General features: G+C 62.3%; 21 protein-coding genes and 1 pseudogene. 13 read left to right on the top strand and 9 right to left on the bottom strand.

Features of this window, described 5'->3' with window-relative positions:
• Positions 1-39: 39 nt before the first annotated feature.
• Positions 40-609: an elongation factor P gene (efp, locus tag V6766_RS00170; protein ID WP_448462442.1), complete on the top strand. Its 570-nt coding sequence runs from the start codon at positions 40-42 to the stop codon at positions 607-609.
• 329 nt (positions 610-938) lie between these two features.
• Here efp and hisG read toward each other — a convergent pair whose 3' ends face one another.
• The 4 genes from hisG to V6766_RS00150 all read right to left on the bottom strand — a co-directional run bounded on the left by hisG (position 939) and on the right by V6766_RS00150 (position 4,589).
• Positions 939-1,628, bottom strand: coding sequence for an ATP phosphoribosyltransferase (hisG, locus tag V6766_RS00165; protein WP_448462440.1), 690 nt, complete (start codon positions 1,626-1,628; stop codon positions 939-941).
• Entirely contained in the window at positions 1,625-2,764 is a 1,140-nt protein-coding gene (locus V6766_RS00160; protein ID WP_448462438.1) for an ATP phosphoribosyltransferase regulatory subunit, read from the bottom strand. The genes hisG and V6766_RS00160 overlap by 4 nt, the downstream gene beginning before the upstream one ends.
• 72 nt (positions 2,765-2,836) lie before the next feature.
• A complete protein-coding gene (locus V6766_RS00155) occupies positions 2,837-3,199 on the bottom strand; it encodes a VOC family protein (RefSeq protein ID WP_448462436.1) in 363 nt (120 codons plus the stop codon).
• Between the two features lie 19 nt (positions 3,200-3,218).
• Positions 3,219-4,589, bottom strand: coding sequence for an aminotransferase (locus V6766_RS00150; protein ID WP_448462434.1), 1,371 nt, complete (start codon positions 4,587-4,589; stop codon positions 3,219-3,221).
• A gap of 366 nt (positions 4,590-4,955) precedes the next feature.
• Between V6766_RS00150 and V6766_RS00145 the strand changes: the two genes are divergently transcribed.
• From V6766_RS00145 to V6766_RS00130, 4 genes and pseudogenes are all read left to right on the top strand, one after another.
• Positions 4,956-6,140, top strand: a complete 1,185-nt coding sequence (locus V6766_RS00145) for a M24 family metallopeptidase (RefSeq protein WP_448462432.1) — start codon at positions 4,956-4,958, stop codon at positions 6,138-6,140.
• A gap of 3 nt (positions 6,141-6,143) precedes the next feature.
• On the top strand, positions 6,144-7,301 hold the full coding sequence (argE, locus tag V6766_RS00140; RefSeq protein ID WP_448462430.1) for an acetylornithine deacetylase: 1,158 nt from the start codon (positions 6,144-6,146) through the stop codon (positions 7,299-7,301).
• Positions 7,298-7,954 carry a GntR family transcriptional regulator gene (locus V6766_RS00135; protein ID WP_448462428.1) on the top strand — a complete coding sequence of 219 codons (657 nt, stop codon included), beginning with the start codon at positions 7,298-7,300 and terminating at the stop codon, positions 7,952-7,954. The genes argE and V6766_RS00135 overlap by 4 nt, the downstream gene beginning before the upstream one ends.
• 605 nt (positions 7,955-8,559) lie before the next feature.
• A pseudogene (locus V6766_RS00130) lies at positions 8,560-9,770 on the top strand (GTP-binding protein).
• A 6-nt stretch (positions 9,771-9,776) separates the two neighbouring features.
• On the opposite strand, the gene dgcA reads toward V6766_RS00130, so the two are convergent.
• From dgcA to V6766_RS00110, 4 genes are all read right to left on the bottom strand, one after another.
• A complete protein-coding gene (dgcA, locus tag V6766_RS00125) occupies positions 9,777-10,763 on the bottom strand; it encodes an N-acetyl-D-Glu racemase DgcA (protein ID WP_448462426.1) in 987 nt (328 codons plus the stop codon).
• Positions 10,760-11,761, bottom strand: coding sequence for an N-acetyltransferase DgcN (gene dgcN / locus V6766_RS00120; protein WP_448462424.1), 1,002 nt, complete (start codon positions 11,759-11,761; stop codon positions 10,760-10,762). The genes dgcA and dgcN overlap by 4 nt, the downstream gene beginning before the upstream one ends.
• Before the next feature lie 230 nt (positions 11,762-11,991).
• Positions 11,992-13,425, bottom strand: a complete 1,434-nt coding sequence (locus V6766_RS00115; protein WP_448462422.1) for a mannose-1-phosphate guanylyltransferase/mannose-6-phosphate isomerase — start codon at positions 13,423-13,425, stop codon at positions 11,992-11,994.
• A gap of 46 nt (positions 13,426-13,471) precedes the next feature.
• Complete coding sequence (locus tag V6766_RS00110; protein ID WP_448462420.1) at positions 13,472-14,890, bottom strand: phosphomannomutase; 1,419 nt, start codon at positions 14,888-14,890, stop codon at positions 13,472-13,474.
• 600 nt (positions 14,891-15,490) lie between these two features.
• Here V6766_RS00110 and V6766_RS00105 point away from each other — a divergent pair.
• Positions 15,491-16,996: an HWE histidine kinase domain-containing protein gene (locus V6766_RS00105; RefSeq protein WP_448462418.1), complete on the top strand. Its 1,506-nt coding sequence runs from the start codon at positions 15,491-15,493 to the stop codon at positions 16,994-16,996.
• A gap of 213 nt (positions 16,997-17,209) precedes the next feature.
• Positions 17,210-18,280, top strand: a complete 1,071-nt coding sequence (locus V6766_RS00100) for a PRC-barrel domain-containing protein (RefSeq protein WP_448462416.1) — start codon at positions 17,210-17,212, stop codon at positions 18,278-18,280.
• A gap of 54 nt (positions 18,281-18,334) precedes the next feature.
• On the opposite strand, the gene V6766_RS00095 is transcribed toward V6766_RS00100, so the two are convergent.
• On the bottom strand, positions 18,335-19,024 hold the full coding sequence (locus V6766_RS00095) for a phosphoribosyltransferase (RefSeq protein ID WP_448462414.1): 690 nt from the start codon (positions 19,022-19,024) through the stop codon (positions 18,335-18,337).
• Between the two features lie 133 nt (positions 19,025-19,157).
• On the opposite strand from V6766_RS00095, the gene V6766_RS00090 reads away from it, so the two are divergent.
• From V6766_RS00090 to V6766_RS00065, 6 genes are all read left to right on the top strand, one after another.
• Complete coding sequence (locus V6766_RS00090) at positions 19,158-20,135, top strand: magnesium transporter CorA family protein (protein WP_448462412.1); 978 nt, start codon at positions 19,158-19,160, stop codon at positions 20,133-20,135.
• 184 nt (positions 20,136-20,319) lie between these two features.
• Complete coding sequence (locus V6766_RS00085) at positions 20,320-20,661, top strand: AtpZ/AtpI family protein (protein ID WP_230720224.1); 342 nt, start codon at positions 20,320-20,322, stop codon at positions 20,659-20,661.
• 58 nt (positions 20,662-20,719) lie between these two features.
• On the top strand, positions 20,720-21,472 hold the full coding sequence (locus V6766_RS00080) for a F0F1 ATP synthase subunit A (protein WP_448462410.1): 753 nt from the start codon (positions 20,720-20,722) through the stop codon (positions 21,470-21,472).
• 88 nt (positions 21,473-21,560) lie between these two features.
• Positions 21,561-21,788: a F0F1 ATP synthase subunit C gene (locus tag V6766_RS00075; protein ID WP_018063478.1), complete on the top strand. Its 228-nt coding sequence runs from the start codon at positions 21,561-21,563 to the stop codon at positions 21,786-21,788.
• A gap of 87 nt (positions 21,789-21,875) precedes the next feature.
• A complete protein-coding gene (locus V6766_RS00070; RefSeq protein ID WP_448426941.1) occupies positions 21,876-22,460 on the top strand; it encodes a F0F1 ATP synthase subunit B in 585 nt (194 codons plus the stop codon).
• A gap of 4 nt (positions 22,461-22,464) precedes the next feature.
• On the top strand, positions 22,465-22,950 hold the full coding sequence (locus V6766_RS00065; protein WP_230720227.1) for a F0F1 ATP synthase subunit B: 486 nt from the start codon (positions 22,465-22,467) through the stop codon (positions 22,948-22,950).
• Positions 22,951-23,033: the final 83 nt, after the last annotated feature.

Here is a 23,033-nt window from a genome sequence, read left to right as displayed (position 1 = left end):
TTGCGGCCAGAGGCCGCGCTTTGAAAGCAAGGAAGTTTCATGGTCAAGGTCATCGCCTCGTCGCTGCGCAAGGGTAATGTCGTCGATGTCGACGGCAAGCTCTATGTCGTGCTCACCGCCCAGAATTTTCACCCCGGCAAGGGCACGCCCGTTACCCAGGTGGACATGCGCCGGATCGCCGACGGCGTCAAGGTTTCGGAGCGCTGGAAAACGACGGAACAGGTCGAGCGCGCCTTCGTCGAGGACAATGACCACACCTTCCTCTATAGTGATGGCGAAGGCTTTCACTTCATGAACCCGGAGACCTACGACCAGCTCACCATGAGCGCGGACGATGTCGGCGATGCCGCCGCCTATCTCTCCGAAGGCATGACGGTAATCCTGTCGATCCATGAAGGCATCGCGATCGCCCTCGAACTGCCGCGCCAGGTGACGCTCGAAATCACCGAGACCGAGCCGGTGGTCAAGGGCCAGACGGCCTCGTCCTCCTACAAGCCCGCCATGCTTTCCAACGGCATACGCACCATGGTGCCGCCCCACATCGACGCCGGCACCCGCGTGGTGATCCTCACCGAGGACGGCTCCTACGTGGAACGCGCCAAGGATTGAGAATTTTCAGATCCACGAGCCTTGCAGCAAATAATCTCTCCCCTTGAGGGAGAGATGCCCCGACAGGGGCAGAGAGGGGTGAAGCCTTTCGGAGAGTATGGCGCATGCGGCTTATGCCCGTTACCCTTAATAGAGATCCCGCAATCGCCGGTGACTTCACCGCATAGCCCCCAAGTCTTCTCGCCCCGGAGGGGACAGTGAGGGGGGAGTCTATCACCACGAACGCCTTCACGATTTGAAATGCCGCGCCACCCTCACTACCCCTTTCGGGGCATCTCTCCCGCCAGCGGGAGAGAGTATTGGGCGCAAGCCGCCAGTATCACAGGCCCTCATCCGCGCATCGCCGCAACGATCTCTTCAACCACCGCATCCCCCTGATGCTCGCTCTTCTTCGCGCGCATGAAGCAGGCTTCCGATTTCAGGATCAGCCCGTCCGACAGGATCTTCAGGTGATTGGCCTTCAGCGTCGAGCCGGTGGAGGTGATGTCGACGATGATATCGGCCTGGCCGGCCATCGGCGCACCTTCCGTTGCGCCGAGGCTTTCGACGATGCGGTAAAGCTGGATGCCGTGGGTGGCGGTGAAGAACTGCTGCGTCAGCCGCCAGAATTTTGTGGCAATCGCGAGCCTGCGGCCATGGCGGCTGCGGAATTCGGCGGCAACATCGTTGAGATCGGCCATGGTATCGACATCGAGCCAGATTTCCGGCACGGCGACCACGACATCGGCCTGGCCGAAGCCGAGGCGCGAGACGATCTCGACGCGGACATCGGCATTGGCGACATTCTCGCGCACCACATCCTCTCCGGTCACGCCAAAATCGACGGCGCCGCTGCCGACCTCGCGCGCGATCTCGGAGGCGGAGAGAAAGGCGATCTCGATATCGCCGCGCCCTTCGATCTGGCCGCGATAGGAGCGGCTGTTGCCATTGGTCGCGACCGTGAAGCCCGCCGCCTTCAGCGCCTGTTCCGCGCCTTCCTTGATGCGCCCCTTGGAGGGCAGAGCGATGGTGACGGTCATCGGATATCCTCGGTTTTGCTGCCTGCCCGCTCGATCCGGTCGAGCCAGAGCGAAAACCCGACCGCCGGAATATGCCCGCTTGCGCCGAGCAGCGTCAGCAGCCGGTCATAGCGCCCGCCGCCGGCCAGAAGTGCCGCGCGCGGGCCGGCTTCGGTGATCTCGAAGACGAGGCCGGTGTAATAATCGAGCGGTCGCCCGAAGGCGGCGCGATAGGTGATGTCGGCAACGGCAACGCCGCTTTCCGCGATCGCCGCGATCCGGTTTTCGAAGGCGGCAATCGCCGAACCGATATCGAGGCCGAATTTCTCCGCAAAACCGGTGAGCGCTTCCGAGGCCTGATCGAGGCCGATATCGAGCGAAAGGAACGTCGTGAGCGCGTCCAGCGCCTCGGTATCCAGACTGGTGACCGACAGCGCCAGCTTTTCCTTCAGCCGCCGGGCGATCTCTTCCGGGCTGCGGCTGGCATTGGTGGAATAGCCGGTGGCCTGCATGGTCTCGTCGATATGGGCAATCAGCCCGGCCTCGTCGCCATCGGCGAGAAAGCCCGCAACGCGCCGGTCGAGACCGCCGACCGGCTGCGGCCGCGCAAGGGCTTCGAGCAGCGTTTCCAGCCGCTTTTGATTGCCGAAGGCGTGGATCAGCCGCTTCTGCCAGCCGCCCGGCAGGCCGAGCGCGCCGACAACCGCTTCGAACAGATTCTGGTCGCCGAGCGTGATCGCGAGCGGCGCTTCCGGCAGGCATTCGCGCAGGATGCCGAGCGCATCGGCGATGGCACGGGCATCGGCCTTCGCGAAATCCGCGCTGCCGAGATCCTCGATCCCGGCCTGAAAGAATTCGGACGCGCCGTCATCGCGCGCCTGGCGGAACACCATGCCGCAATAGGCATAACGTTTCGGCGTGCCGGCATTGTTCTCGATATGGTGGCGGCAAACGGGAATTGTGAATTCCGGGCGAAGACACAGGCTTTCGCCGGTCTCGCTCTCGGTCATGAAGATGCGGCGGCGCAGCGCCTCGCCCGCCATATCCAGAAACGGGGCAGCGGGCTGAATGACCGGAATATCGGTCAGCGCCGTATCGCGCGCCTTAAAGGCTTGAAGGATGGCGCCGGCGCAATCCGGCAGGCTGGTGGACGGCATACGGTCTTCCCTGTTCGCCGCAACCGATGACCATCCTTTCAGCCAAATGTCAACGATTTCGGGCGGAAAAGCTCACGCGATCGCCTGCATCAATTCGATGCGGTTGCCGAAGGGATCATAGACATAGCTGCGCAGGAAACCTTCAAGCGGCTCGTCTTTCTTTACCTCATAGCCGGCCATCGCCACGCGGGCCGCGAGCAAATCGACATCATCAACAAGGATCGCCGGATGCGCCTTGCGGGCAGGCCTGAAATTCTCCTCGACGCCGAGATGGATGCGCAGCCCGTCCGCTTCAAACCAGCACCCGCCGCGCGGCTTCAGGTTGTCGGGCTTTTCCACCTCGGGCACGCCTAGAACATCCCGATAGAAGGCGCGCGCCTTGTCCTCGCCGCCGGCCGGCATCGCAAGCTGCACATGATGGATCGCCTTCAGCATCGCGCCTCCCGTTTCGTCCCTAGCCCAGAACCGTCGTCACCGCCTTCTTCGTCGCCGCCACGATCTGGTCGGCCTCCTCGCGCGTCAGGCAGAGCGGCGGGGCATAGCCCAGAATATCGCCCTCCGGCATGGCGCGGGCGATGACGCCTTCGGAAATCAGCGCGGCCGCAAGGTTGGGGCCGACCTTTTCCGACGGATCGTAGAAGGTGCGGCTTTCGCGATCCTTGACGAATTCAACGGCCAGCAGCATGCCCTCGCCGCGAATATCGCCAACATGGGGGTGATCGGAGAGCGCATCCTTCATGGCGGCGCGCAGATAGGCGCCGGTTTCGCCGGCGTTTTTCACAAGACCCAGTTCGTCGATAAGCTTCAGATTGGCAACGCCGGCGGCAGCGCCGATCGGATGGGCGGAATAGGTCCATCCATGGCCGATCGGGCCGTTTTCATCCGTGCCCTGTTCCAGCACCTTCCACACCTTGTCGGAAACGATGGTGCCGGAGAGCGGCGCATAGGCGGATGTCAGCCCCTTGGCGATGGTGATCAGGTCGGGCTTCAGGCCGTAATGTTCGGAGCCGAACATCGAACCGAGCCGCCCGAAGCCGGTGACCACCTCATCGGCGATCAGCAGGATGTCGTGCTTTTCCAGCACCGCCGAAATCGCCTTCCAGTAACCTTCCGGCGGCGGCACGATGCCGCCGGTGCCCAGCACCGGCTCGCCGATAAAGGCCGCGATCGTATCCGCGCCCTCGCGCTCGATCCGCATTTCGAGTTCCGCCACACAATGGGCGACAAAATCGGCCTCGCTCATGGCGAGATCCTTTCGGCGGTAGTAATAGGGCGCGGTGGTGTGAAACACCCGCTCCAGCGGCAGGTCGAATTTGCGCTGGAAGCCGGCAAGGCCGGTGAGTGACCCGGTCATCAGCCCGGAGCCGTGATAGCCCCGCCAGCGCGAGATGATCTTCTTCTTTTCCGGCCGGCCGAGAATGTTGTTATAGTACCAGACGAGCTTGATATTGGTCTCGTTCGCATCAGACCCCGAGAGGCCGAAATAGACCTTGGACATGTGATCAGGCGCGCGGTCGATCACCATCTTCGCCAGATTGATCGAAGCCTCCGTGCCGTGGCCGGCATAGGCGTGGTAATAGGCAAGTTCCTTCGCCTGGTCTGCAATCGCTTCGATGATGCTTTCCTGCCCGTAACCGACATTGACGCAATAGAGCCCGCCAAAGCCATCCAGCAGCTTCTTCCCGTCGCGATCCTCGATGAACACGCCCTTGGCCGTCTTCACGATCCGGCTCGGGCTTTCGCCGCGCGCATGCTGGGCGAGATGGGTCGAGGGATGGAAGAAATTCTCGCGATCGAAACGGTCGAGCTGGTCGTTGGTAAGCATCGTGTCCTCGTGCTGTGAAAGGGCTTGCGCGCCGTATTGAAACCGTGTTGTATACAACATCGAGAGAGAATGCAAAGCGGAACGTTCCGAGGCTGAGAGGCGCGCCTCGTTCACCTCCCATTCTGCGCCATCCTCGGGCTTGACCCGAGGATCCATAGCGGCCCCTGCCACGGGCGTTGCATGGCCAATAGGCTGAGCGTGGTGGAGAAAGGCGAGCCCCGCACGCGTGTTCCGCGTGGAAAATCACATGGATCCTCGGGTCAAGCCCGAGGATGACCCGGAGAGATACGGGGTAACCTGAGAAGGTGGCCCAAGCCCTTGGCGCAACGCTGGAACAGCGTTGTGCACAACAAAACGAGGAAAGCCATGGCGGCGACGGAACTGCCCTTTTCGAAATCGGAATATGACCGCCGGCTGGCCCTGACACGCAAGGCGATGGAGGCCTATGGGCTGGATGCGCTGGTGGTGACTTCGCCCGCCGGCATGAACTGGCTGACCGGCTATGACGGCTGGTCCTTCTATGTCGATCAGGCCGTGATCGTCACCGGCGAGGGCATGCCCTATTGGTGGGGCCGGCTGATGGACGCCAATGGCGCGCGCCGCACCGCCTTTCTCGATGAGGATCATATCCTCTGGTACGCCGACCGCTATATCCAGGCGGACGGCATCCATCCGATGGACGATCTGGCCGAGAAGCTTGCGGGGCTGGCGCTCGACAAGGCCCGCATCGGCGTGGAGATGAATGCCTATTACTATTCCGCAGCCGGCCACGCCGCGCTGGTGAAGGGCCTGCCGGGGGCAACGATCAAGGACGGTTCGGGCCTCGTCGACTGGCAGCGCGTGGTGAAGTCGGAGGAGGAAATCGCCTTCATGCGCAAGGCGGCGCAAATCTCCGATCGGGTGATGGGTCATGCGATGGAGATCGCGGAGCCCGGCATGAAGAAAAACCATTTCGTCGGCGAACTGATGAAGACCGCGATCACCGGCGTTGACGATATCTGGGGCGATTACCCGGCGATCATGCCGCTGCTGCCGTCCGGCCCTGACGCCTCCGCGCCGCATCTCACCTGGAGCGGCGACGAATTCAGGACCGGCGAGGCCACCTTCATCGAGCAGGCCGGCTGTTATCGCCGCTACCACGCGCCGCTCAGCCGTACCGTGTTCTTCGGCAAGCCGCCGCAATACATGACCGACGCCGCGGCAGCGCTGGTGGATGGCCTCAATGCCGGCATTGAGGCGGCGCGGGCCGGCAACCGGGCGGGCGATATCGCGGCAGCCCTTGAAAAGGAGCTCTGGAAGGTCGGTATCGAGCGGCCGAACCGCTGCGGCTATGCAACCGGCCTTGCCTATCCACCGGACTGGGGCGAGCATACCGTCAGCATCCGCACCAGTGACGAAACGCTGCTGAAGCCGGGCATGACGCTGCACTTCATGCCGGGGCTCTGGATGGACGACTGGGGGCTGGAAATCACCGAGACCATCCTGATCACCGAAAACGGCCCTGCGGAAGCCCTCTGCAGCGTCGAGCGCAAACTGTTCGTGAAGGATTGACCGTTGAGCGATCTGATTGCCGCCCGCGATATTCTCGCAGACCTTGTCGCCTTTCCCTCGGTTTCTTCGGAAAGCAACCTGCCGCTGATCGCCTATATCGCCGAGCGGCTGTCGGATTGCGGCGCGCGGGTGGAAATCCTGACCGATGCCACCGGGACCAAGGCCAATCTGTTCGCAACCCTCGGCGACGACCGCCCCGGCGGGCTGATGCTGTCGGGCCACACCGATGTCGTGCCCGTGGACGACCAGCTCTGGACCAGCGACCCGTTCACGCTTGCAGAGCGCGACGGCAGGTTCTTCGGCCGCGGCACCTGCGACATGAAAGGCTTCATCGCTGCCTGCCTTGCCAAGCGGGAGACGCTGGCCGAGTTCGCCGAACGCAAGCCGATCCACTTCGCCTTCACCCATGACGAAGAAGTCGGCTGCATTGGCGCGCGGGCGCTGACGGAATGGCTGTCGGAGCGCGAGGTCCGTCCCGCGCTCGCGATCGTCGGCGAGCCGACCATGATGCGGGTGATCGAGGGCCACAAGGGCTGCTGCGAATACACCGTCACCTTCACCGGCCGCTCCGGCCATTCATCCGCGCCGGAGGCCGGGATCAACGCTGTCGAATATGCCGCGCGCTATATCGCCCGGCTGATGGAACTGCGCGAACGGCTGATGGCGCGCGTGCCGGAGGGCTCCCGCTACCAGCCGCCCTATGCGACGCTCAATGTGGGCGCGCTGGAGGGTGGGCTGTCGCACAATGTCATTGCCCCGCGCGCCGTGCTGCGCTGGGAAACCCGGCCGGTGATCGCCGAGGACCTGTCGCTGGTGAAAGACGACATTGCCGCCTATTGCGCCCGCGACCTGCTGCCCGCCATGCGCGCCGTGGCGCCTGAAGCCGATATCGAGACGGAGGTGATCGGCGAGGCGGCGGCGCTGTTTCCAAGAAACGAAAACGCCGCCCGCGACCTCGCCTTCCGGCTCACCGGCGAAGACAGCGCCGATGTCGTCCCCTTCGGCACCGAGGCCGGCTTCTTTCAGGAAATCGGCATGGATGCCGTTGTCTGCGGGCCGGGCTCGATCGACCAGGCTCACAAGCCCGATGAATATCTCAGCGGCGACCAGCTCGGCCAGTGCCTTGCGATGCTCGACCGGCTCGGAAGCGCGTGGCGATGACGAAAGGCGAAAAGACCGGACGCGATCGGCTCGCCCAGATCCACGATATCATCCGCGAGCGGATCATGATGCTCGACTATCCGCCGGGCGAGAAACTCTCGGAGGTGGCGCTGGCGGCGGAATTCGGCGTGTCGCGCACGCCGCTCCGTCGCGTGCTGGCAGGGCTGGAGGATGAGGGTCTGCTGCTCTCCGTCCACGGCGTCGGCACCATCGTCACCGATGTCGACCTCGATGAGCTGGCGCAGGTCTATCGCCTGAGGATGGAGCTGATCGTGCTGATCGCCCAGCTTGACCCCGTCCCGGTCACAGATGAGATCATTGCAGGGTTTCGCGCGCTCCACGAGCGCGCCCTTTCGCTCAGGAAAGCCCCCGCGCCCCGCGATTTCGCGGCACTCGACCGCGATATGTTTCTGGCGCTCAACCAACTTTCGCTGAACCAGCCGCTCCGGGAAACCGGCGAACGCCTCTATTTCCGCACCGCCCGCATCTGGCTGCAGGCGATCACCGCATCGGCGGTGAATCTTGAAAATGAAGCGGAAATCTATTGCCACGAGACCGCCGAAATCCTCGCTGCTGTCGAGGCCGGCCAGATCGACGCACTTTGCCACCTCCGCCGCGCCCATATCGCGATGAGTTTTCAGCGGATGCGGTGATCAGGCTGGCACAAATGCCCTGGGAGACTGTCCGTGTGTCGCGGGTCTAGTCTTTCATGGCTGGCTGACAAATCCGCCCCTGCAGCCTCCCTTCGCTCGACTGCAGCGCGGCCGCGTGTGGCATGGCGGCTTGCTCCCTATATTCTCTCCCGCTGGCGGGAGAGATGCCCTGAAAGGGGCAGTGAGGGTGGTGCGGCGTATCCAATCGTGAGGGCGTTCGAGGGGATGGTCTCCCCCCTCACTGTCGCTTTCGCGACATCTCTCCCCGCCGGGGCGAGAAGATTGGGGGGCTATGCGGTGGGGTCGAGCGCTATTTCCGTGCGCGGGCCGAAAGTTCCACAACAACCCGACTGCACCTGGAAAGCCTCGGCACCCAAGGGCTTGTGGCGGAGTGGGCGCGCGGATCCTGCTCTAACGCTGCCAGCGCCAGGTTCTCGCTGGACCCAACCCACTTATCAAGCCTCCCCGCAGCCCGCCTCTGTCGATCCTGCCGCCGTCAGTTGACGCCAGTCAGGCTTTTGGGTATCAATGTTACGTTATAACATTTAATCACTGAACGTAGTCTTTTCGTTTGGCATTCTCACGCATCGCAAGGACCTTGACCCATGCTGCAAAACAATGACACCCGCCTGCCCGTCACCGTGCTTTCCGGCTTTCTCGGCGCGGGCAAGACCACGCTGCTCAACCACATCCTCAACAATCGCGAAGGGCGGCGGGTTGCCGTCATCGTCAACGATATGAGCGAGGTGAATATCGACGCCGATCTGGTGCGCGAGGGCGGGGCAGACCTGTCGCGCACCGAGGAGACCATGGTCGAGATGACCAATGGCTGCATCTGTTGCACGCTGCGCGACGACCTTCTGACCGAGGTGCGGCGGCTGTCTGAGGAAAAACGCTTCGATTATCTGCTGATCGAGGGAACCGGCATTGCCGAACCGCTACCGGTGGCCGCGACATTTTCGTGGCGCGACGAGCGCGGCGAGAGCCTGTCCGACTTCGCCCGGCTCGACACCATGGTGACCGTCGTCGACGCGGTGAACCTGCTACGCGAATATGGCGGCCATGAATTCCTGAAAAATCGCGGCGAGGTCGCCGGCGAAGGCGACGAGCGCACGCTGGTCGATCTGCATGTCGAGCAGATCGAATTCGCCGATGTCGTGGTCGTCAACAAGGTCTCGGACGTAACGCTCGAGGAACGCGAGAATGTCGTCAAGATCGTAAGGGCGCTGAACGTCGATGCGAAGATCATCGAGACGGATTTCGGCCGCGTCGGCCTCGACGCATTGCTCGACACCCGCCTCTTCAGCGAGGACAAGGCGAGCCAGCACCCGCTCTGGGCCAAGGAGCTCTACGGCTTTGCCGACCACGTGCCGGAGACCGAGGAATACGGCATTTCCAGCTTCGTCTACCGGGCGCGGGCGCCGTTCGATCCGCTGAAGTTCGATGCGTTCACGCGGATGAGTTTTCCCGGCCTGATCCGCGCCAAGGGCCATTTCTGGTTGGCGACGCGGCCGGATTTCGCCGGCGAATTCTCGCTTGCCGGCGCGATCGTGCGCAGCGGCCCGCTGGGCCGCTGGTGGGCCGCCGTGCCCGAGAACCGTTGGCCGGACGCGCCGGACTGCGCCGGATGATCGAGGATTGCTGGGATGCAGCCTATGGCGACCGCCGTCAGGAGATCGTCTTCATCGGCGCGGGCATGGACAAGACGGCGATCCGCGAAGCCCTCGACGACTGCCTGATCGATACCGGGCCAATCTTCAACGAACGCGATTTCGAAGGCCTGACCGACCCCTTTCCCTCATGGACGAGAGGCTGACGGGATCTACCCCCACAGCACCGGTTCGGCCGGATGCATCACCGAGCCTTCGAACCGAATCGCGCTGGCGCGGTCTTCGGCAAGCAGCAACGGGCCATCGAGGTCGACGAAGGCCGCGCCTTCGGCGACCAGCATGGCCGGCGCCATGGCGAGCGAGGTGCCGAGCATGCAGCCGATCATGATCTGGAAGCCCATGGCCTCCGCTTCCTGCTTCAAAAGCAGCGCCTCGGTCAGTCCGCCGGTCTTGTCGATCTTGATGTTGATTGCGTCGTATTTGCCCTTGAGGTCGGCAAGCGAGGGCCGGGCATGGCAGCTTTCATCGGCGCAGACCGGCAACGGGCGCTCGATATGGCGCAGCGCCTGGTCATCGCCGGCCGGCAGCGGTTGCTCCACCAGCGCCACGCCGAGACGCACGAGCGCGGGGGCCAGCGCCTGATAGGCTTCGACGCTCCAGCCCTCATTGGCATCGACGATGATTGTGGAATCGGGCGCGCCGGCGCGTACCGCCTCAATGCGGCCAAGGTCGTCGTCCGTGCCAAGCTTGACCTTCAGAAGCGGACGATGGGCGTTTTCAGCGGCCTGGTTGCGCATCTTCTCCGGTTCGCCAAGCGAGATCGTGTAGGCCGTCGTCAGCGGACCGGGCTTTTTCAAGCCGGCGAGCTGCCACACCGGCTTGCCGCTGCTTTTGGCTTCAAAATCCCAGAAGGCGCAGTCGAGGGCGTTGCGCGCCGCGCCCGGCTTCATCCGGGTCTGCAAGGATTCGCGATCGAGCCCGGCGCGGATTTCGGCTTCCAGCGACAGGATATCGGCAATCACGCCGTCAACCGTCTCACCGTAGCGGGCATAGGGCACGGATTCGCCGCGACCGGTATGCTGGCCATCGGTGAGCGTCACCGTCACCACGCGGATCTCGGTGCGCGAGCCGCGCGAGATGGTAAACGAGCCCGCGACCGGAAACACATCCTCGCGGGCAGAGACATACAGTTCGCTCATAGCGCCGCCAGCGCATCGGCGAGGCGTTCGGCCCCGTGGCGGAACGGATCGACCGTCGGCAGGCCCATGCGCGCCTCGGTCTGCCGGCAATAGTCAAGCGCCTCCTCGTCCAACATGGCGGAGGTATTGAGCGATATCCCGACCACCTTGCAGTCCGGATTGACGATCCGGGCCATCTGCAGCGCCAGATCGCGCACCGCCTCGAGGCTCGGAAGCTGATAATCCGGCAGGCCGCGCATATGCGGCCGGTTGGGCTCGTGGCAGATCACCAGCGCATCCGGCTGGCCGCCATGGATCAGCGCCAGCGTCACGCCGGAATAGGAGGCGTGGAACAGGCTGCCCTGCCCTTCGATCAGGTCCCAGTGGTCGGCATCATTGTCGGGCGAGAGATATTCGATCGAGCCGGCCATGAAATCGGCGATTACCGCGTCGAGCGGCACGCCGCCGCCAGTGATCAGAATACCGGTCTGGCCGGTGGCGCGGAAGGTCGCCTTTATGCCCTTCTCGCGCATCGCCTTTTCCACGCAGAGCGCGGTGTACATCTTGCCGACCGAGCAGTCCGTGCCGACCGCGAGCATGCGCTTGCCGGTCCGCTTCTTGCCGTTGGCGATCGGATATTGCACGGCGGGGATGCGGACATCATGCAGCGTGCGGCCAAGTTCCCTGGCCTTGGCGGCAAGGTCGGCCTCGTTGCGGAGCAGGTTGTGCAGGCCGGAAGCGAGATCGAGACCCGCCTCCATCGCCTCGATCAGCACGCTCTTCCACGCCGGAGAAATCACGCCGCCGCGATTGGCAACGCCGATCACCAGCGTCTTGACGCCCTTGTCCACGGCTTCCGCGATCGACAGATCGGGCAGCTTCATGTCCGCCTTGCAGCCCTCAAGCCGCAACTGGCCGACGGCATATTCCGGACGCCAGTCCTTGATGCCCTGCGCCACCTTGGCGGCCAGCCCATCGGGCGCATCGCCCAGGAACAGAAGATAGGGAGTTTCGATCATGTGCTTGACCACCCGGCTGTGAGAGAGAGTTGCGCGACGATATCGCGACGGGACGGCAACGGTCAAGCTGGAACGACGAAAGTTTGCGCGAATTCGCGCGCGACACGCAGGAATCGCGAATTATGATAGCCTGGAATGTGATTTTGACGGATTTTTGAAACTATGGTGCAATCCTGAAGGAACGCGCGAAGCCGGCCCCGCGCCGAACGGCGCGGGGCCTTGCCTCTCAATCAGCCGCGACCGAAATCGTCGACGATGCGGATGATGTCGTCTTCGCCGAGATAGGAGCCGGTCTGCACCTCGATCAATTCCAGCGTGATCTTGCCGGGATTGTAAAGCCGGTGGACGGCGCCGAGCGGAATGTAGATCGACTGGTTTTCGGTCAGTTGCTTCACGTCCTCGTCCACCGTCACCTCGGCCGTGCCCTTGACGATGATCCAGTGTTCGGCGCGGTGGTGGTGCTTCTGCAGCGACAGCTTCTTGCCGGGCTTGACGAAGATGCGCTTGGCCTGGAAGCGCTCACCCTTGATGATCGAGGTATAGCCGCCCCAGGGCCGGTAGGAGGTCGGGTGCTCCTCGGCCAGCGCCCGGGTTTCCTTCGCGCCCTTCAGCACCTTGACGATATTGCCGACATTCTGGCTGTCTTCGAGCTTGCCGACATAGACGGCATCTTCCGATGCAATCACCGCCATGCCGTCGAGCCCCTGCATGGCGACATGCATGTCACGCGAGATCACCAGCGAGTTCTGTGTGTCGAGCAGCGTCGCATCGCCGGAAACGACATTGCCGCTGCCATCCTGTTCGCCATCCTTCCAGATCGCATCCCAGGAGCCGAGATCCGACCAGGTGAAGGCCGAGGGCACGACGGCGGCCTCGCTGGTCTTTTCCATCACCGCATAGTCGATGGAAATATCGGGGCACTGTGCAAAGGTGTCCTTGTCGAGACGGGTGAAATCGAGCTCGAGATCGCTCTCATCCTTCAGCACCGCCTGCTCCGCGAACTCGAACACCTCGGGGGCGTATTTTTCCAGTTCCCGGATCAGCACCGCGACGGGGAACATGAACATGCCGGAATTCCACGTGTAGTTGCCGGCAGCCAGCATTTCTTCGGCCTTGTTCTGCGCCGGCTTTTCAACGAAGCGGGCAACCTTGCGGGCGCCGGAGGGAAGCTCTTCGCCGGCCTCGATATAGCCGAAGCCGGTGGCGGGCTCGGTCGGCTCGATGCCGAAAGTGACGAGCTTGCCTGATTTGGCGGCTTTCAGGGCGGTATCGATCGCGCCGAAATAATCCGAGCCCGCATCGATCTCGTGGTCCGAGGCCAGCACCTGCATGATTGCGTCATCGCCGAAATTAGCGCGGACCATGGCGGCGGCGGCGGCGACGGCGGGGGCGGTGTTGCGGGCGATCGGCTCAAGAATGATGCCGGAAAGCTCGATATCCAGTTCACGCGCCTGTTCGGCGGCGAGGAAGCGGAAATCCTCATTGGTCAGGATGATCGGCGCTTCGTAGCGGTCGCTGTCCGACACACGTTCCAGCGTCTTCTGGTAAAGCGTCTTCGGGCCGAGAAAACGGATGAACTGCTTCGGCGCGGTGGCGCGCGACAGCGGCCACAGGCGCGTGCCCTTGCCGCCGGCCATGATGACGGGAACGATCTTGCTGCTCATATCGATAAATCTCCTAATGTAATGAATCTTTTGAATAAGGGTCTGTTTAACGGGCCTTGAAACCTTCGATCAGGGCAAGGCCCTGTTTCAGAAGTTCGCGCGCCTCACCGGCGCTCGCCGCCTCCACGTAACAGCGCATTTCAGGCGCATTGCCGGAGGGGCGGATGTGGATGATGCGGCCATCGTCGAGCGTGACCCGCAGGCCGTCGATGTCGCTCTTGTCCGCAACCGTGCCGATCGGCGCAAGGAATTCGGAAAGATTGCCGTCGCTTTCGCGCAGATAGTCCATCAGCGCGGCGCTGCGCGCCTGCTCGAAATTCTTGATCCGGTCGGCATCGGCGACCGGCAGGCTGTAAGCCTTCGCGAGTTCCGAAAGCTTGCGCTTGTCGCGGTGGGCGAGATAGAGCGCGGACAGGACGGGCAGGAAGCAATCGCGCGTCGGCAGCGGCGCAATCGTGTCGCCGGCAGGACGGAAGGGCGAAGCCGTCAGCAGGCCGCCATTGGCCTCGAACCCCATGACGCCGTCCTTGCCTTCGGCAATCGCCTTTTCCATGCCGGCGATGACAAAGGGCGATCCGACTTTTGTCCTGATCACCTCGAAATCGCCGTTCTTTTCGATGCCGGAATTGGACGTGACCGGGGTCACCACCACTTTCGCGCCGAGGAAATTGGCGGTCATCAGGCCGATCAGATCGCCGCGCAGCGGCGTGCCGGTCTCGTCCGCCACCAGCGGGCGGTCGCCGTCGCCATCAGCGGAAATGATGGCATCAAACCCGTGTTCTCCGGCCCAGCCCTTCAGAAGCTCCACCGTTTCCGGGGAAACTGCCTCGGTGTCGACAGGAATAAATTCCTCGGAAAAGCCAAGCGGCGTGACGTCCGCGCCGTAATGCTCGAGCACCGCGATAAACAGGTCGCGCGCCACCGTGGAATGCTGGTAGACGCCGACCTTCATGCCGGAAAGGGCCTCGTCGGGCAGAATGACGGTACAGCGCGCGCCGAAGCCGGCCAGCGCCTCGCTTGCCTCGTCCTCGCCCTCCGCGGATGTCTGCTCGATCGTGCCCTTGAGTTTTTCGGCAAAGCCGGAAATCGCCTGCTCGTCGTCCTTGGTGATCTCACCATCGGGAAGATAGAACTTGATGCCGTTGCGATCGGCCGGAATATGGGAACCGGTGATCATGATCGAGGCGGCCTTCCTCTTCTGGCCGTAAAAGGCGAGAGCGGGCGTCGGCAGCGCCCCGCAATCGACCGGTGTAAAGCCGGCGGCCGCGATCGCGCCCATGCAGTTGGCCGCTATCGCCGGGCTCGACTCGCGATAATCCTGACCCACGAGCACGACATCGCCTTTTTCGGCATAGCCCGCCTTGTGCAGGTGATGACAGAAAGCCGCCGTGTAAAGAGAGGAAGGCTCCCCCAGGAGATCCGTTGACAGGCCGCGAAGGCCGCTCGTCCCGAATTTTACGCTCATTACGACTACTTATCCCAGTTTATTGGACGACGCTTTCCGCCCCGCCGCCAGTCAAAACACTGGAGCGCCCTCGGCCGCTCCGACACTTTTCCGCGCCGCCCCGGGCAAACCGAATGCAACGCAACCCGGGGCAAAAGGCCCTCAAGCTGACGCGGCCGGCGCCCGCGCGGCTCCGGCAATCCCTGCTTAAAGCCTCTCCTTACATTGCCTGCGCGGAGCAAGCATACCCGATCCCGGAATGCCCTCAAGCCCCGGACCGCATTCGCAGGACGGCGCATACCATATTGATACGACAATACCGAAACACCCGGCATAGCCGATAACCGTGGAACGATTTCATTCACTCAGCCGTTCGAAAACATGCCTTCCGCTCCTCAACCAGCCGCTTCTTTGTTGCTTCTTTTTCGAACGCTCGCAATGCCTGTTTGTTCCGCGACCGGATTTCCGTTGCAGAAAAATCGCCCTCGGGCGGAACCGATTGCCAAACCGGGGCGTTTCGATGCGAAGCCGGAAATCCTTGCGTGATTCCGGTACGGTGACTTATAGGTGTGCCCGGGCCGGGGATTGTCTGCCTGAGCGTGAATAAAAGAGCTTGAGCCTGTGGAACATTTGCCATCGGAAATTGTGGAGGCGATCAGGGACGAGGACCGTCTGAAGACGCTTTCGCAATCGATCATGCGCGCGGCGGAAGTCGACGAGAATTTCCTCGCGATCGTCGAAGCTGCGGCAAACCGCTTTTCCTGCCCGGCCGCCTTGATCCTGATTGCCGATTCTGACGAAAATTGGGTTCAGGCCGTCCATGGCATGAAGGTCGATGACGTGCCCACCCGCTCGGGCCTGTTCGTCTACCCGATCGCGCTCAAGAAACAGCGGGCGCTGATCCTCAACAATCCCGAGACCCACAAAGAACTCGCCCGTTCGGTCCCGATGTTCGAGGGCAAGCGGGTGAAGTTTTTCGCCGGCGCCCCTATCCGGGTTCACGGCGTCAATGCCGGGGCGATCTGCATCATCGACGGCGAAAACCACCGCGACACCACCGATGAGGATGCCGAAGCGCTTTGCCGGCTGGCGAACCTTGCCGGCTCGCTTTATGAACTGAAGCACGCCGCGCGCGGCAAGGCTTCCGCCGATATTGCCCTTTCACAATCGGAACGGCGCCATTCGATGGCGTTGCGGGCCGCGAATATCGCGACCTGGAGCTGGGATGGCATCAGCGAGACGGTTGAATGCGACAATGCCCTGCGGGAAATGCTTGCGCTTTCACCCGATGAGCCGGTGACCTGCCGCCGGGTGCTCGGCGCGATCAATGCCGAAATGCGGTTTTCGCTGATGCGCCGGTTCAAGGCGGCGCTCGACCGGGGCGAGGAATATCAATGCGAATTCAAGGTCGATTCCACCGGTAAATGGCTTCTTTCGCTGGGCGGTGCCTATGAAAACGCTCTGCTCGAGGAGCGAAAGGGGCCGGTGTTCGGCGTCGTGGTCGATATCACCACCACCAAGGAAAGCGAACAGAAGACCCGCCTTCTGCTGCGCGAACTCAATCACCGCGTCAAGAACACGCTGGCGATCGTGCAGTCGATTGCAGGCCAGACGCTGCGGCGCTCGCGGACCTCTGCCGAATTCAACATGTCGTTCTCCGGCAGGCTGCAGGCGCTTTCCGCCGCGCACACCCTGCTTTCGGACGAGCAGTGGGGCGCGATCGCGCTCGACCGTCTGCTGCGCTCGCAGATCGCGCCCTACAGCGACAGTTCGGGCCGACAGGTGGATATTCACGGCAGCGCCGTCTATCTCGATCCCGACGAAGCGCTGGCGCTTGGTCTGGTCATCCACGAGCTTGCCAGCAATGCCGCCAAGTTCGGCGCGCTTTCGACCCGGGCCGGCGTTGTGGATATCACCGTCGCCTGCAGGGATGAAGGCGGCAACGCCCATCTGGAACTCGACTGGGTCGAGGTTGGCGGGCCGCGGGTAACCACGCCCGAGCAGCGCGGCTTCGGTTCCGTCCTGATCGAACGCAGTCTCGACAAGGTCATCGGCAGCAAGGTCGATCTGGACTATGCCGAGACCGGGCTCAAGGTCCACATATCGATGCCGATGCGCTACTGCTGAGCGAACGCGAATTCGAATGAACCCACCCGCCCGTTTTCCGGAACGCGGCGGGTTTATTTTTTCGACCGTTTTTTTCGAAAAAAGTTACCGGCGACAGGAACAAGGGCCTCTCGGCTACGTTTTATTGTCGTGAGCAAGGTGAGATAAAAACAAATAATACAACTATTAAATCGCACCTAAATTGGAGCACTACAAGAAGAGAGGAGTATTGACATGCTTCGCAAGATTCTTTCGACCACCGCACTGGTAGCTGTTGTTTCCACGGGTGCAGCCTTTGCCCAGGACACCAACACCACCGAACCCATGAAACAGCCTGAAGCAAGCTCGGGCATGGAAAACGGCGCTTCGCCGATCTTCCCTGATCGTCAGGCTGCCGGCGAAGACGCCAAGAGCTTCTACGGCGCGACCGGCGAGCAGGTTCTCGCAAGTTCGCTGCTTGGCTGGCCGGTTTACGGCATGAGTGCTGAAACCCAGGAACGTGAGCAGGTTGGCGACATCGCTGACATCGTGATGAATACCGACGGTACGGCCAATGCCGCCGTGATCGGCGTCGGCGGCTTCCTCGGCATCGGCGAAAAGGAAGTCGCGATTTCCTTCGATCGTCTGTCCTGGGAGCCCGGTGAAAATGGCGCGTGGCTCAGCATCGACGCCACCCGCGAAGAGCTGGAATCCGCGCCGGAATTCGAATCCGACAATGAGAACCTGATGAAGGTCGGCCGCGCTCCGGCGCCTGAAGGCACCATGGCCGAGGGCTCAAACGATCTTGCCAACTCGGCGGGGACGGCTCTTGACGAAGCCGGCAATGCCACGGGTGAAGCCATGAACGACGTGGCCACCGGTATCGGCACCGCGGCGGATGCCACCGGCAACGCCATGAACGACGTCGCCTCGAATGTCGACAATGCCGGCGATGCGATGCAGAACGACGGCACCATGGCCGAAAATCCGATGCTGGAAGGCATGAGCGAAGTCGACACCGCCTCGATCTCCTATGACGAGTTGGAAGGCGCGCCGGTTCTGGGCGCCGATGGCGACAATGTCGGCGAAATCTCGGACATCATTGTCTACGGCGACAATAACGAGAACGTCTTCGTCGTGGATGTTGGTGGGTTCCTCGGTATCGGCGAAAAGCCGGTCGCCATTGCGGCCGACTCGGCCACGGTCATGAGCGATGGCGACACCTATGTCGTCCAGACCAAGTATGACCGTGCCACGCTCGAAAACCAGCCGGAATATACCGAGCAGAGCCTGAACGACAATCCGGATGCCGTTCTTCTGAACTAATCCCGGTTTACAGTTCCTTGCAGAAAGCCCGTGATCTCGCGATCGCGGGCTTTTTCATGCCGGACGCCAGAGCCTGTCTGTCCCCCGAATGAGCAGCGGCGTGGCAAAACAGGCGTGAATATCGTCGACGGTCCCAGCATCGAAAGCGGCAAGCGCCTCGACATGGCGCGTGGTCTGCAGCATGGCGGCGGCGATCGCCACGGGGCGCACGCCGCATTGCTTCAGGAGCGAAAGCCCCGCGACGATCGACTTGCCCGAGGAGATTACGTCATCGACGAGCGCGACCCGCCTCCCCTCAAGCAGCGGCAGCATGCGCGGATCGATATAGAGCCGCTTCTGCTGGCCGGGCGTGGTGACGGAACTGACCGGAAGCGACAGCGCCTCTTCGTACCAGAACTTGCGCGAATTGCCGAGCGGCACGTAGCGGGAATGGCCGAGCGCCTCGGCGACAGCGGCCGCCAGCGTGAGGCCAAGCGTCGGCAGGCCGATGATGATCTCGGGTTTCAGGGGCGCAAGCCGGGTGGCGAGATCGTCGGCAAGCGCCCGGGTAACCGCAAACGACGCCTGGTTTATGATCAGCGAGGCAAGCCCCTCGCCGCTGTCTCCAAGCGGACGGATCGGCAGTAGAAGACGGCGGCCGTCGGCAAGCCGCGCGGTATAGGCAGCGTCATGGGCGGCGTCATGGGCGGCCGTCTGAGCCGGCGCGGGAGGCAGCAATTCCTGCCAGAAATGATGGGGTTGCATGGCGAATGAAATCTCAAGGCTTGGCCAAAAACAGTCTTGCCCTCATCATTAGGCTTCGGTAGCCCTTTGAGGCAAGGGGCGCTGTGCGCCGGTGCGCATTCACCGGCGCGCGATCTCGAAAAGCGGGGTTTTGATGATCCATCTCTACAAGGTCGGAGGGGCGAAGACGCCGATGTCTATCACCGGCACGCCCGCGCCGCTTGAGGACGACGTGATCTGGATCGACATGCTCGATCCGACCGAAGACGATATGCGCCACATCGAGGAGTTGCTCGACGTGGTGCTGCCGACGCGCGAATCGCTGAAAGATATCGAGCCCTCGAGCCGCTACTATACCGAGGGCGACGCCGTCTACATGACCGCCTCTGTGGTCATGAATGTGGACTTCGGCCTCGCCCACCTCACCGATATCGGCTTCATTCTCGCCGAGGGACGGCTGATCACCATCCGCCACGCGGAACCGAAGCCGTTCTTCCTGTTCGCCGCCGACATGAAGCGGCTCGAGGTCGCACCCGGTCAGGGCGCCAAGGTTCTGGCCTATCTGCTCGACACGATCGTGGACCGCACCGCCGAAATCCTGGAACTGGCTGTCGCCAAGATCGACAATATCTCGATTGCCGTGTTCGGCGAAGGCGCGCGCGGACGCAGACGGCCGCCGGCGGAGCTGGAAGAGCGGCTGATCGAGATTTCGACCTATCATCGCCTCGTCAGCAAGACCCGCGACAGCCTGACTACGCTGTCGCGGCTTGCGACCTATGTGCAGACGCTGCGCCGGGTGCGCGACGACAAGGCAACCAAGGATCTCTGCCGGATCGTCTCTCACGATATCCAGTCGCTCTCTGAGCATGCGGGCTTCGTCGCCTCCAACATAACCTTCCTGCTCGATTCCTCGCTTGGCCTGATCAATCTCGAACAGAACAACATCATGAAACTGTTCTCGGTGGTCTCGGTCGTGTTCGCGCCGCCGATGCTGATTGCCGGCATATACGGCATGAACTTCGACAAGATGCCGGAGCTGCACTTTTCGTGGGGTTATCCGGCCGCTCTCGGCCTGATGTTCCTGACCGGGGCGGCGGCGGTCGTCTGGCTGCGCAAGCGCGGCTGGCTGTAGCGCCGAAACACACGCATTTACCGCAATGAAATCAGATATTTGCGGCTCGCGCCATTGATGCCGCCCCTTGTCTTGACTAGCATGGGCGCTAAAACTATGGTGCGCACCACTTGACCGGGCCTTTCCGCCGCTTTATCGCGTGGCCGGAGCCTTCTTGACGGGGACGCGCTCAAGGAGGGATGTCATGGCAGAGAACGGACAGGACGATCTGGAGGCCCGCCGCAAGCGGCTGGAATCCGAACTCGGCTCGCTGCGCAAGGACGAGGTTTCCGAACGGGCAAAGACGGCGGCCTCCGCCAAGGACCGCAAGGAAATGTCGAAGGGCCTGAAGCTTTCGAGCGAGTTCATGGCGGCGATCTTCGTCGGTTTCATGATCGGATATCTGCTTGATCGCTTCGCGGGGACAGGCCCCTGGGGATTGATTGTATTTATTCTCCTCGGATTCTGCGCCGGGGTATTGAATGTACTGCGCTCCGTGGGTTATGTGGCGGAGCCGGAAGACCGTATGAAAAAAGACGGCAAGTAAAGTTTTGGTTGCCGGCGGCTGAAAACGGCCGCAGGCAGGGCAAGAAGAGAGAGACTAGGTGGCAAACGATCCGACCCATCAATTTCAGATCCACAGCATCGTTCCGATCAATGTCGGCGGGCTGGACCTGTCCTTCACCAATGCTTCGCTGTTCATGGTGATTTCCGCCGGGGCCGCTGCCGGGTTCCTTTACCTGGCAACCGCCAAGCGCGGCCTTATTCCCTCGCGCACCCAGTCGATCGCCGAGCTTCTCTATGAATTCGTCGCCTCGATGCTCCGGGAGGGCGCGGGGACGAAGGGCATGGTGTTCTTCCCCTTCGTGCTGACGCTGTTCATGTTCCTGCTGACAGCGAACCTGATCGGCATGTTCCCCTATTTCTTCTCCGTCACCAGTCAGATCGTCGTCACCTTCTCGCTGGCGCTGATGGTGATGTGCGTGGTCGTCGGTTACGGGCTTTACAAGCACGGCCTCCATTTCTTCAAGGTGTTCGTGCCATCCGGGGTTCCGGTGGCGCTGCTGCCGCTGGTGACGCTGATCGAGATCGTTTCGTTTCTCTCGCGTCCCATCAGCCTTTCCGTCCGTCTGTTCGCCAACATGCTGGCAGGCCACATCACGCTGAAGGTTTTTGCCGGCTTCGTGGTCTCGCTGATCTCGATCGGCACGATCGGCACCGGTGGCGCAATCCTGCCGCTCGCCATGACCGTGGCGCTGACGGCGCTGGAATTCCTGGTGGCCTTCCTGCAGGCCTACGTCTTTGCAGTCCTGACCTGCATGTATCTCAACGACGCCGTCAACGCGGGCGAGCACTAGGATAGAAAAGTCGCCGGCTTCGTCTGGACAGGCGGAACCGGCATCGCTATTAAGCCGCAACAACCCAATTCTTCTAAGGAGTTCTCATATGGAAGCGGAAGCAGCAAAGTTCATCGGCGCCGGTATTGCCTGCCTTGGCATGGGTGCAACCTCCATGGGCCTCGGCCGCATCTTCGGTGATTACCTCACCGGCGCGCTGCGCAACCCGTCCGCCGCCGACAGCCAGTTCGGCCGTCTGGTGTTCGGCTTCGCCGTTACCGAAGCGCTCGGCATCTTCTCGCTGCTCGTTGCCCTGCTCCTCCTCTTCGCCGTTTGATTTTTTGAACGGTCCGACTTTCGGTTGCGGGGCCTGGCCTGAGGCCGGCGCCGCACCCCTTGTTGTCGAAGACCTTTGGAGGTGAGCATGTTTGTGACCCCGGCTTTGGCCCAGACGTCGCATGGTGCAGAAGAACAGCACACGGAAACCACGCTGGCCGAGGTGGAACATCACGAACAGCAGGTGTTCCCGCCCTTCGATTTCGCGACCTTCCCGTCGCAGATCCTTTGGCTGGCCATTACGTTCGGTCTCTTCTATCTGGTAATGAAGAAGGTGATCGTTCCCCGCGTCGGCTCCATTCTGGAAGACCGCCACGATCGCATTGCCCAGGACCTCGACGAGGCGGAACGCCTTCGCAGCGAGGCCGATGCCGCGATCAAGGCCTATGAAAAAGAACTCGCCGAAGCCCGCAACGAGGCCCGCAGCATTTCCGCCGCAGCCGCCGACAAGGCGCGCGCCGAGGCTGATGCCGAGCGCGAGCAGCTCGAGGCCGAGCTTGGCAAGAAGCTTGCGGCCGCCAATGAGCGCATCGCCGCAGTTCGCAACGAAGCGCTTCAGGAAGTCGGCGGCATCGCCGAGGAAACAGCCGCTCTGATCGTTACCCAGCTGATCGGCGGCCGGGTCGCCAAGGGCGACATCGAAAGCGCGGTTTCGACCGTCAGGGAGGGCTGAGCCCATGTCTCTCGATGCAACATTCTACGCCTTTGTCGGCCTGATCCTGTTCTTCATCGTCGTTGCCTATTTCAAGGTGCCCGGCATTCTGCTGCGCTCGCTTGATTCGCGCGCCGACGAGATTCGCGACGAGTTGGCGGAAGCCAAGCGCCTGCGCGAGGAAGCCCAGCATGTGCTTGCCGATTATCAGCGCAAGCGCCGCGAGGCCGAGGAAGAGGCCAAGGATATCGTTGCCGCCGCCGAGCGCGACGCAAAGGCGATCAAGGAAGAAGCCCGCCGCAAGACGGAAGAATATGTCGAGCGCCGGACCGCCTTTTCCGAGCAGAAGATCCGTCAGGCCGAGCAGGAAGCCGTTGCCGCAGTGCGTGGCGCGGCCGTCGACGTCGCAGTCGATGCCGCGCGCATCGTTCTGGAAAAGAAGGCGACGCCTGCGGTTCGCTCCAAGCTGTTCTCGCAGTCGGTCGACGCGGTCAAATCCCGCCTGAACTGATCCGGCCGGGTTAAGTGTGAAAGACATTGGCAAGCGTTCCGGCGCTTGCCGTTTTTGTTTCTGGCGTCCGGTTGAACGATGGC

The organism is Martelella sp. AMO21009, assembly GCF_053484295.1.
Note: the sequence above shows the minus strand (reverse complement) of the source record. Positions and strands in the feature narration are given on the sequence as shown.

What these genes read in the sequence shown, in the direction of transcription:
- efp (WP_448462442.1), top strand. Translation starts at nt 40, where the DNA reads ATGGTCAAGGTCATCGCCTCGTCGCTGCGCAAGGGTAATGTCGTCGAT.
- hisG (WP_448462440.1), bottom strand. Translation starts at nt 1,628, where the DNA reads ATGACCGTCACCATCGCTCTGCCCTCCAAGGGGCGCATCAAGGAAGGC.
- V6766_RS00160 (WP_448462438.1), bottom strand. Translation starts at nt 2,764, where the DNA reads ATGCCGTCCACCAGCCTGCCGGATTGCGCCGGCGCCATCCTTCAAGCC.
- V6766_RS00155 (WP_448462436.1), bottom strand. Translation starts at nt 3,199, where the DNA reads ATGCTGAAGGCGATCCATCATGTGCAGCTTGCGATGCCGGCCGGCGGC.
- V6766_RS00150 (WP_448462434.1), bottom strand. Translation starts at nt 4,589, where the DNA reads ATGCTTACCAACGACCAGCTCGACCGTTTCGATCGCGAGAATTTCTTC.
- V6766_RS00145 (WP_448462432.1), top strand. Translation starts at nt 4,956, where the DNA reads ATGGCGGCGACGGAACTGCCCTTTTCGAAATCGGAATATGACCGCCGG.
- V6766_RS00135 (WP_448462428.1), top strand. Translation starts at nt 7,298, where the DNA reads ATGACGAAAGGCGAAAAGACCGGACGCGATCGGCTCGCCCAGATCCAC.
- dgcA (WP_448462426.1), bottom strand. Translation starts at nt 10,763, where the DNA reads ATGAGCGAACTGTATGTCTCTGCCCGCGAGGATGTGTTTCCGGTCGCG.
- dgcN (WP_448462424.1), bottom strand. Translation starts at nt 11,761, where the DNA reads ATGATCGAAACTCCCTATCTTCTGTTCCTGGGCGATGCGCCCGATGGG.
- V6766_RS00115 (WP_448462422.1), bottom strand. Translation starts at nt 13,425, where the DNA reads ATGAGCAGCAAGATCGTTCCCGTCATCATGGCCGGCGGCAAGGGCACG.
- V6766_RS00110 (WP_448462420.1), bottom strand. Translation starts at nt 14,890, where the DNA reads ATGAGCGTAAAATTCGGGACGAGCGGCCTTCGCGGCCTGTCAACGGAT.
- V6766_RS00100 (WP_448462416.1), top strand. Translation starts at nt 17,210, where the DNA reads ATGCTTCGCAAGATTCTTTCGACCACCGCACTGGTAGCTGTTGTTTCC.
- V6766_RS00095 (WP_448462414.1), bottom strand. Translation starts at nt 19,024, where the DNA reads ATGCAACCCCATCATTTCTGGCAGGAATTGCTGCCTCCCGCGCCGGCT.
- V6766_RS00090 (WP_448462412.1), top strand. Translation starts at nt 19,158, where the DNA reads ATGATCCATCTCTACAAGGTCGGAGGGGCGAAGACGCCGATGTCTATC.
- V6766_RS00085 (WP_230720224.1), top strand. Translation starts at nt 20,320, where the DNA reads ATGGCAGAGAACGGACAGGACGATCTGGAGGCCCGCCGCAAGCGGCTG.
- V6766_RS00075 (WP_018063478.1), top strand. Translation starts at nt 21,561, where the DNA reads ATGGAAGCGGAAGCAGCAAAGTTCATCGGCGCCGGTATTGCCTGCCTT.
- V6766_RS00070 (WP_448426941.1), top strand. Translation starts at nt 21,876, where the DNA reads ATGTTTGTGACCCCGGCTTTGGCCCAGACGTCGCATGGTGCAGAAGAA.
- V6766_RS00065 (WP_230720227.1), top strand. Translation starts at nt 22,465, where the DNA reads ATGTCTCTCGATGCAACATTCTACGCCTTTGTCGGCCTGATCCTGTTC.